Genomic DNA, 6,885 nt, shown 5'->3' with positions numbered 1-6,885 from the left:
CCAAGGTCCTTCATGATCAGCACGAGGACGGGCACCGCGGTGACGCTGAGCGCCACACCTATGAACATCCACACGTGCATCGGGTTGTGGTCTGGTCCGACCAGTCGGTGTGCGAAGGGCAAGGCCGCAGCCGCGCAGACGACGACCGGAATCAGCACGCAAGGCAGGAGTCGCCACAGCGGTGAGCGCTCGGTTGTTGTCTTGCTGTAGGAGCGCAACTCGATTCCGACCAAGAACAACAGCAACAAGAGGCCCGCTTGACCCACGGCTTCGATTAGCGATTTCGACGTCGGCGAAAGTAACGCGGAATTTACCGAATGAGGACTAATGGCCAGAATGGTGCCGAGTAGGAGTCCGAAGAAAATAACCCCGACGACCGCCGGCTGACGAATCCGCCGAAACAGGTTCCCGACGAATACCGATCCGACCAAGACCACCGCAAGGACGATTAGTGCTTGCAGCACGTTACCGAGTGGCATCGAAACTCCCTCGCAACCGATTGAGTTCGCTATTCAGCAGGCGTCTAAGCGATTTGGCTTCTGCGAACCACCGGTTGCATAGGTGGTTGCGGCGCACTCTTTGTATATCGATCGGCGCGGCACTCCGCAACGGCTGCATGCGGGCGATGGCGCCCCATGATGGATTCTTAACGAAGTGCGCTAAGAATCATGACGGTTTATTGACGGCGGTTGTGATCGACACCACTTCCGTTTAGAAGCGGATCACCCGCATTTCTCGAATCCGTGGAAAAAAAGTGGTGGCGACTACGGGATTCTTTGTCAGCCGGTTCTTGCTTGACGGGTGACGTCGACGTCTTGCTGCGGCTCAGGCGATTGGTCGACCTCGCCGGCGGGCTCCGGGGCCGCGACTACGTGCTTGGGCGGCAATCCCTTGCGCAGGGTGGCCACCAGGTCGCGGTACGGCCCGACGAGGTACACGGTGTCGCCGCCCCGAAGTCGCCCTTCGTGGTGCGGGCGCAGATCGATCGGGGCGTCCTCTCGGCAGATCGCGATAACGCGTGTTCGGCTCGACAGTTTCCCCATCTGCACCCCGTCGAGTTCACTGCCGTCGGCGACCAGCATCGCACCGACCATGAACGAACTCTGGCCGATCGAGAAGGTGCCCAGCACCTCCACACCCATGGCGGCGCCGATGAACCACGGTGCGGCCAGCGCGACGGAGGAGCGGACGTTCTCGAAATGGAATCGTTGAGCGACCGCCAGGCCCAGCGCGCGGTCGTATACCCGGAGCACCACTGAAACCTCGGCGCGCCGGTTGATCTTGGGCATCACCCGCGGCCCCAGCATCTCGGCCAGCACGACCGCGGTTTCGATGTTGATCATGTCGTCGCGGGTCAGCACCGCCACCGCGCGGGCGCGGTCGACGCGCGCCGCCTCGAGCGTCTGAACCAGTGTCGCGTCGCCGAAGATCACCGGCACATCGAGTTCACGTGCTGCGGACAAGAACCGGTTGTCTTCGTTGATCTCGATGACCGCGACGTCGTGCCCGGCCTTGACGAGGTCGCTGACCACCCGCATCCCGAGGGCGCTTAGTCCGACGACGATGATGTGGTTGCGCAGGTGCCGCACCCGCGGGCGGGCGGAGGCGAATACGAAGCGGCGGGACAGCAGCACGTCGGCAATGAACGCGACCAGCAATGCGATGGTGGTCGCCCCCCCGAACATCAACATGGCGGCGAACATGCGTAGCCAGGTTTCCTGGTGGGCGAAGCTGAAGTCGCCGTAGCCCGTCGTCGTGATGGTCTCGATGGTGAAGTACAACGCATCGACCCAGGACATCCGCGGGTGCTGATAGTTGTAGCGCAACAGCAGCATTGAGATCACGACGAGAGTGAGAGCAGCCGCTAGGGCCGGGTAGAACGCTGGGTTGAAGTCGTTGACGACGGTCCGTACGCCGTCAAACACTCGTCGCAACCGGGGTCGCGCCGATCGCGTTCCGGTTGGTCGTCGAATCCTGATGCCGCGCACGGCCGACTCGTCGGCGGTGCCGATCATCACCGCCCGGTCGCCGGCGAGCACGCGTTGATTGCGGGTCGGGCAGACCTCGATCTCGCCCGGGCTTGATGAGTTGTCGCCGTGGATGATCGCCACCGGGGCCAGGTCGCCGTAAATCTCGCGCAGTGTCGCCGCGCGGGGAGCTTCACTACCCGAGACGAGGAACTGAACACCCGCCGCCTTGAATGGGTGCGTCCGATGCGACAGGCACGCTTCGACGACCGACGGCGCGGTCAGCTCGGCGACGTCGAGGATCGCCCCCGGCCCGTTGTTGTCAGCCATCGCCTGGCGCAACACGTCATTTGCCAGTCTGGCGACCACACGTAGGGACGGATTGGCTTTCCTTGCCAGCAAGGCGATTTCGAGATTGACGGCGTCGTCATCACCGGCGCAGACCACCGCGAGCGCATCGGCTACCTTGGCGGCGTCCAAATCGTCGGCGACTGAAGTGAACTCGTTATTGCCCAGCCGGACAACTTTTGCGCCGGCGGTTTCCAGCTCCTCGATGATTGTGGTGGCCAGCGCATCGTCACCGCTGACAATGATGTGATGCTGCATTCTCTCATCCGCCACTGGGTGTACCTGATTGCAATCGAGCCGGTGACTGTGCGCGGGTGCGCACCCGCTTTGCTGACGCCGTTACCAAACAGGCTACACCACGGTGTTACCGCATCCGCCGCCAACGCTTAATTTTGCTGGCACAGAATACGACTCGCCCTGGCCTAGCGGCTCTGGATGGTGAACCCGTTCTCGCGCAACGGATCAAGCCTCGAAGCGGTAGCCCATACCCGCCTCGGTCAACAGGTGGGCAGGGTGCGACGGGTCGTCCTCGAGCTTGCGCCGCAACTGTGCGAGAAAGACGCGCAGATAATGGGTTTCCTTGGCGTACTTGGGTCCCCAGACCTCTCTGAGCAACTCTTCGCGACCGACCAGCTTGCCGCGATTGCGCACCAGCATTTCCAGCATGCCCCATTCCGTCGGGGTCAGGTGCACTTCCTCGCCGTTCTTGATGACCCTTTTCGCCGAGAGGTCGACGAGGAACGACTTGGTCTCCACGACGGGGTTGTCCGCGCCGGTGGCCACCGCCGCCCGTCGCACCGCCGCCCGCAACCGCGCCAGCAGTTCGTCCATCCCAAAGGGCTTGGTCATGTAGTCGTCGGCGCCCGCGTCGAGTGCGCCGACCTTGTCGGACGAATCGGTCCGTGCCGACAGCACGATCACCGGAGCCGACAGCCAGCCGCGCAGGCCGGCGAGCACTTCGATACCGGAGATGTCGGGCATGCCGAGGTCCAAGATCACGACCTGCGGCGGATGCTCGGCGGCCAGGGCCAGCGCTCGCGACCCGGTCGGGGCGGTGATCACCTCGTAGCCGCGCACCGACAGGTTGATCCGCAGCGCGCGTAGCAGCTGGGGGTCGTCATCGACCACCAGCACCCTAGTCATCTACGCCGCTCCTCGTCGTCGCCGGGTCGCTCCTCCAGCGGCGCGGCCAGATCGATCAGGATGGTCAGCCCGCCACCGGGGGTATCGCTAGCGGTGATAGTGCCGCTCATTGCTTCGACGAACCCCTTGGCCACCGACAGACCGAGACCCAGGCCGGTGGTCGTGTCGAAGTCGCCGAGCCGCTGGAACGGCTGGAACATCTCGTCCGCGGCCCCTTTGGACACTCCCGGTCCCTCGTCGATGACGTTGATCAATACCCGCGGTCCGACCTGTCCGGCATTGACCCGCACCATGCTTCCCGGCGCGTAGCGAAGGGCATTGTCGATCACGTTGGACAACACTCGCTCGAGCAGGCCGGCGTCACCCATCGCAACAGTCGCGCCGACCTCCACCTTGACCCGATCGATGCTGGCCCGCCCGTAGATGGTGTTGCGCCCGCCGATGCCGACGAGCGCGCGCTGAACCACTTCTTCGAGGTAGACCTCGGTCAGCTCGGGACGCACCACGCCGGCGGCCAGTCGAGAAGAGTCCAGCAGGTTGGCCACCAACAGGCTCAGCTGATCCACCGACTCCTCGACCGTGGCGAGCAGCTCGCTGGTGTCCTCTGGTGAGAACCAGACATCCTCGGCGCGCAGGCTGGACGCCGCGGCTTTGGCCGCAGTCAGGGGAGTCCGCAGGTCGTGGCCGAGGGCGGACAGCAGCAGCCGGCGCAGTTCGTCGGCCTCGGCCAGCGATTGGACTTTGCCGGCCTCTTCGGCGAGTTCGCCCTGCTTGACCAGGCCGGCGGCCTGGGTCGCGACGACCGACAGCACCCGTCGGTCGCGACCGGTCAATCGGCGTCCGGACATCAGCATCCAGAATTCTTCGTCGCCGACTTTCACCGCGGTGTCAGCGGCATCCACGGTCAGGCACGCCTCGGAGCCCACTCCCGCGACCGGAATCATCCGACCTTCCACCTCGCGCACCAGGCACACCGCGCGCTGCGAGTACGCCTCGCGCACCCGCTCCAGGAGCGTGTTGAGATCGGCGCCGCGCAGCACCGACGCGGCGAACAGTGAAAGCAGCTCGGCCTCCTGGCCCGCCCGCCTGGCTTCCCGCGCGCGGCTGGCGGCTGCGTCGACCAGCACCGCGATCGCCATCGCGACCCCGAGCAGAAGCACAATGGTCAGCAGGTTGCTGGTGTTGGCGACGGTGAACGAGTAGCGCGGTTCGGTATGGAAGTAGTCCAACAGCACGCCGGACAGCAACCCGGACAGCACAGCCGGCGCGACACCGCCGAACAACGCGACGCCGATCACACCGGCGAAGAAGAGGGCGGATTTTGCGCCGAGGTCGAGGGCCGGATCGACTTGGATGGTGAGCGCCAAGATTGCCCACGGCATGGTGATGGCGGCCAGCCAGGACACCACTTGGCGAGTGCGCGGTGAGATCGCCGAGAGCTCCAAGCCGCGGTTGGCCTGCTCATGGCTGACCATGTGGACGTCGATCTTGCCCGAGTTGTTGATCGTGGCAGCGCCGATTCCCTCGCTGAAGATGCTCGCCCACCTCGAGCGCCGCGAGCTGCCGAGCACAAGCTGTGTGGCGTTGGTTTCGCGGGCGAAATCCAGCAGCGCGGAGGACACTTCATCGCCGACCACCACGTGCACGGTGGCGCCGATGCTGCCGGCGAGCTCGCGCACCTTGCCCATCTCGCGCGGAGAAACCCCCGACAGACCGTCGCCGCGCGCGACGTGTACCACCATGAGTTGGGCGCTGGATTTCGAAGCGATGCGAGAAGCGCGGCGTACCAGCGTTTCTGACTCCGGGCCACCGGTCACCGCGACGACCACTCGCTCGCGGGCTTCCCAGGTGTCGGTGATCTTCTTGTCGGCGCGGTATTTCGCCAGCGCGGCGTCGACCTGATCAGCGAGCCACAGCAGCGCGATCTCGCGCAGCGCGGTCAGGTTGCCGGCGCGAAAGTAATTCGTCAGCGCTGCATCGATCCGTTCTGACGGGTACACGTTGCCGTGAGCGAGTCTGCGCCGCAAGGCTTCCGGAGTGATGTCGACTAGTTCGATCTGAGCGGCTTTCCGGACGATCTCATCGGGCACGGTCTCGCGCTGTTCGACGCCGGTAATCTGGGCGACGACGTCGTTGAGGCTCTCCAAATGCTGGATGTTGAGCGTGGAGATCACGGTGATGCCTGCGTCGAGCAGTGTTTCGATGTCCTGCCACCGCTTGTCATGCGTGCTGCCCGGGATGTTGCTGTGCGCGTATTCGTCAACCAGCGCCACCTCGGGCTTACGTCGCAGCACCGCCTCGACGTCGAGTTCGGGGAACGTGCCCCCGCGGTAGGAGATGTAGTGCGGCGGAATGACCTCGATGCCCCTGACGAGCTCGCCGACCTTCTTGCGGCCGTGCGTTTCCACGACCGCGGCGACGACGTCAGTGCCACGCTCCAGCCGACGGTGGGCCTCGCCGAGCATGGCACAGGTCTTGCCGACACCCGGCGCTGCACCAAGGTAAATGCGTAAGTCGCCGCGCCGCTGCGACTGCCCCAGGTGACGGAGCGGGTCGTCTTGGTACGTCACGTGCGTAGGACGCGGCTCGACGGAGCTCGCCACTGCTGGCGCCGCCGGCTCGTCGGTAGAGGTCACACGGACATCATCTCACTGGCAAGGTCAATATTTGCCAGGGAAATCGCGGTCCAGCTCCAGATTGAGCGCCAGTACGTTGACGGTTGGCTCGCCGAGGAAGCCGAGCATGCGACCGTGTTGGTTGTGACTCACTGCGGCTCTGACCTGCGCGGCACTGATCCCGCGGGCGTTTGCCACCCGCGCCACCTGAATGTCGGCGTAAGCAGGGGAAATGTCGGGATCCAGACCGCTGGCACTGGCGGTGACCGCGTCGGCAGGCACGCCAGGGGAGTCCGGCGCCGCCCCGCGAATGGGCACGACCTGACCCGCCGAATAATCTTGACCGAATTGGGCGCATTGCACTCGCACGCCTTCGTAGAACTGCTGGAACACCGTGGTCGGTGCGCTTCCCGGCGTAGCGCACGGTTCGTTGATGCTGACCACCTGGGTCGGGTGGCTGACATTGCCGGTCGAGTCGCGGGGCCCGATCACCGACAGCACGGCGCCGACGCCGCCGCCGGTGCAGAACGGGCGGCTGCCGTCGACGCTTTCAAGCTTGCCGATCGCGATGCTGCGCGAGCAGACCTGGGTCAACAGGCTCGCTTTGAAGCCTGCGGTTGACGGGTCGGCACCTGGCGCCAGCTTGCTCGGATCGGCGGGCGTGTCAACGATGCTTTCCGGGCCCAGGTTGGTGGCTCCCGAGGCCATCGGGTCGTAGCCCGCCCCGGCGGCCGAGGGCCTGCTCTGGAAGTAACGCGGCAACGGATTGCCGTCCTTATCGGTGAACGCCTGGCCGATCAGCTTGCTACCGA

General features: G+C 64.9%; 5 protein-coding genes. All 5 read right to left on the bottom strand.

Translation table 11 applies throughout. The features are described 5' to 3' along the window. Positions 1-479, bottom strand: a 479-nt coding sequence (locus VN856_RS13295) for a cation:proton antiporter (RefSeq protein WP_325689717.1), incomplete at its 3' end; no start/stop codon positions are given. Positions 480-779: 300 nt separating this feature from the next. Next, positions 780-2,573 carry an NAD-binding protein gene (locus tag VN856_RS13290; protein ID WP_325689721.1) on the bottom strand — a complete coding sequence of 598 codons (1,794 nt, stop codon included), beginning with the start codon at positions 2,571-2,573 and terminating at the stop codon, positions 780-782. A 204-nt stretch (positions 2,574-2,777) separates the two neighbouring features. Next, positions 2,778-3,458, bottom strand: a complete 681-nt coding sequence (locus VN856_RS13285; RefSeq protein WP_325689715.1) for a response regulator — start codon at positions 3,456-3,458, stop codon at positions 2,778-2,780. Further along, positions 3,455-6,028 (bottom strand): sensor histidine kinase KdpD, encoded by a 2,574-nt coding sequence (locus VN856_RS13280; RefSeq protein ID WP_325689719.1) that lies wholly within the window; start codon positions 6,026-6,028, stop codon positions 3,455-3,457. Before VN856_RS13280 ends, VN856_RS13285 begins: the two co-directional genes overlap by 4 nt. Positions 6,029-6,118: 90 nt before the next feature. After that, positions 6,119-6,885: potassium-transporting ATPase subunit C (locus tag VN856_RS13275; RefSeq protein WP_325689713.1), on the bottom strand; the 767-nt coding region annotated here is incomplete at its 5' end.

It is taken from the genome of Mycobacterium sp. (genome assembly GCF_035603715.1).
Taxonomy (GTDB): domain Bacteria; phylum Actinomycetota; class Actinomycetes; order Mycobacteriales; family Mycobacteriaceae; genus Mycobacterium.
Note: the sequence above shows the minus strand (reverse complement) of the source record. Positions and strands in the feature narration are given on the sequence as shown.

Bases quoted from the DNA above. Each gene is read 5' to 3' on its own strand.
- VN856_RS13285 (WP_325689715.1), bottom strand. From the start codon at position 3,458: ATGACTAGGGTGCTGGTGGTCGATGACGACCCCCAGCTGCTACGCGCG.
- VN856_RS13290 (WP_325689721.1), bottom strand. From the start codon at position 2,573: ATGCAGCATCACATCATTGTCAGCGGTGACGATGCGCTGGCCACCACA.